Source organism: Rhizobacter sp. (genome assembly GCF_035702065.1).
In the GTDB taxonomy this organism is placed as follows: Bacteria; Pseudomonadota; Gammaproteobacteria; order Burkholderiales; family Burkholderiaceae_C; genus Rhizobacter.
Map to the genome: position 1 here is coordinate 1 of NZ_DASSRA010000462.1, position 2,034 is coordinate 2,034.

General features: G+C 62.8%; 4 protein-coding genes. All 4 read right to left on the minus strand.

Annotated features, from left to right (window positions below; genetic code table 11):
• Window positions 1-12: 12 nt before the first annotated feature.
• The gene (rplD, locus tag VFL64_RS20300; protein WP_027693435.1) at window positions 13-633 is read right to left on the minus strand and encodes a 50S ribosomal protein L4; all 621 of its coding nucleotides are present in this window, start codon (window positions 631-633) and stop codon (window positions 13-15) included.
• Window positions 633-1,304 carry a 50S ribosomal protein L3 gene (gene rplC / locus VFL64_RS20305; RefSeq protein WP_027693436.1) on the minus strand — a complete coding sequence of 224 codons (672 nt, stop codon included), beginning with the start codon at window positions 1,302-1,304 and terminating at the stop codon, window positions 633-635. Before rplC ends, rplD begins: the two co-directional genes overlap by 1 nt.
• Window positions 1,305-1,478: 174 nt before the next feature.
• Window positions 1,479-1,790 (minus strand): 30S ribosomal protein S10, encoded by a 312-nt coding sequence (rpsJ, locus tag VFL64_RS20310; RefSeq protein WP_011831018.1) that lies wholly within the window; start codon window positions 1,788-1,790, stop codon window positions 1,479-1,481.
• A 104-nt stretch (window positions 1,791-1,894) separates the two neighbouring features.
• Window positions 1,895-2,034 (minus strand): EF-Tu C-terminal domain-related protein (locus tag VFL64_RS20315; RefSeq protein WP_084515566.1); only part of this gene is annotated, 140 nt, incomplete at its 5' end.

Here is a 2,034-nt window from a genome sequence, read left to right on the forward strand (position 1 = left end):
CTTGGGTGGCGCTCATGCGAACATCTCCTTGAGTTGCTCGATCGCCGCCTTGGTCACCAACACCTTCTTGTAGTGCACCAGCGAGAGCGGGTCAGCGTGACGCGGCTCGACCACCAGCACATTGGGCAGGTTGCGCGAAGCCAGGAAGAGGTTGTCATCCACCTCGTCAGCAATCACCAGCACCGAGCTCAGGCCCATGGCCTTGAACTTGGCAGCCAGCAGCTTGGTCTTGGGGGCGTCAACAGTGATCGAATCGACCACGGCCAGACGGCCTTCACGGGCCAGCTGGGAGAAGATAGCAGCCATGCCGGCGCGGTACATCTTCTTGTTGACCTTCTGGGTGAAGTTTTCGTCGGGGCTGTTCGGGAAAATACGACCGCCTCCGCGCCACAGCGGCGAAGACGACATACCTGCACGAGCCCGGCCGGTGCCCTTCTGGCGCCACGGCTTCTTGGTCGTGTGCTTGACTTCGGCGCGATCGAGCTGGGCACGGGTGCCTTGACGTGCGTTGGCCTGGAAGGCCACGACGATCTGGTGCACCAGCGCTTCGTTGTAGTCGCGCGCGAAGACGGTGTCAGGCGCGTCGACCTTGGCGGTCGATTGGCCCTGTTCGTTGAGGAGCTCGAGCTGCATCAGTTGGCTCCTTTCTTGACCTTCACCTTGACGGCGGGGCTGACGACCACATGGCCGTTCTTGGAGCCCGGCACGGCGCCACGCACCAGCAGCAGCTGGCGGGCTTCGTCGATGCGGACGATGTCGAGGTTCTGGGTGGTCTTGGTCACGTCACCGCGGTGACCTGACATCTTCTTGCCCGGGAACACGCGACCCGGATCCTGCGCCATCGAGATCGAGCCCGGCACGTTGTGCGAACGGCTGTTGCCGTGCGACGCGCGCTGCGAGCCAAAGTTGTGGCGCTTGATGGTGCCCGTGAAGCCCTTGCCGATGGAGGTGCCTTGCACGTCCACGAGCTGGCCCACAGCGAAAGTGGTGACGGGCACCTGGGCACCGGGCTTGAAGCCGGCTGCCACATCGGCCGCGACACGGAATTCCTTGAGGACTTCGCCGGCTTCGACGCCCGCTTTCGCGAGGTGGCCAGCTTCAGGCTTGGACACGCGCGAAGCTTTGCGCGCACCGAACGCCACTTGAATGGCGCTGTAGCCGTCGGTTTCTGCGGTCTTGACCTGGGTCACGCGGTTGTTGGACACATCCAGCACCGTCACAGGCACGGCATCGCCGTCGTCTGTGAAGATGCGCATCATGCCCACCTTGCGGCCCAGCAAACCGAGACGGTTGCTCAGACTCATAATTTTCTCCAGCCCCCGCGCCTTTCGGTTTGGAAGCCTTTGTTTCGATACCCGACATCGATTGGCCGGGCTGACTTGATGGAATGCAGGCGCTCAGGGAGCTCCTGCTTCCGGGGAAGCCCGCGATTGTAGCAGAAGCCGCTTTCCCGGCAACCGCCCCAAGCGCGAGGCTGTTTACTGCAGCTTGATCTCGACGTCGACGCCGGCCGGCAGGTCGAGCTTCATCAGCGCGTCCACGGTCTTGTCGGTCGGATCAACGATGTCCATCAGGCGCTGGTGGGTGCGGATTTCGAACTGGTCGCGCGACGACTTGTTGACGTGCGGCGAACGCAGGATGTCGAAACGCTGCATGCGCGTCGGCAGGGGCACCGGGCCCTTGACGATGGCGCCTGTGCGCTTGGCGGTGTCGACGATCTCCAGCGCCGACTGGTCGATCAGCTTGTAGTCAAACGCCTTCAGGCGAATGCGGATCTTTTGCTTTTGCATGACGAATTCCTAGAAAGAACGATGCGGCCCATGTGGAACGTGGTCGCCGCGGGGGTGTAAAGGCCGGGCTCGCCCTGCAAGGCAAGCCCGGTCGTCACGCAGACTTACTCCAGGATCTTTGCCACGACGCCGGCGCCGACGGTGCGGCCGCCTTCACGGATGGCGAAGCGCAGGCCTTCTTCCATGGCGATCGGGTTGATCAGCTTGACGGTGATGCTGACGTTGTCGCCAGGCATGACCATTT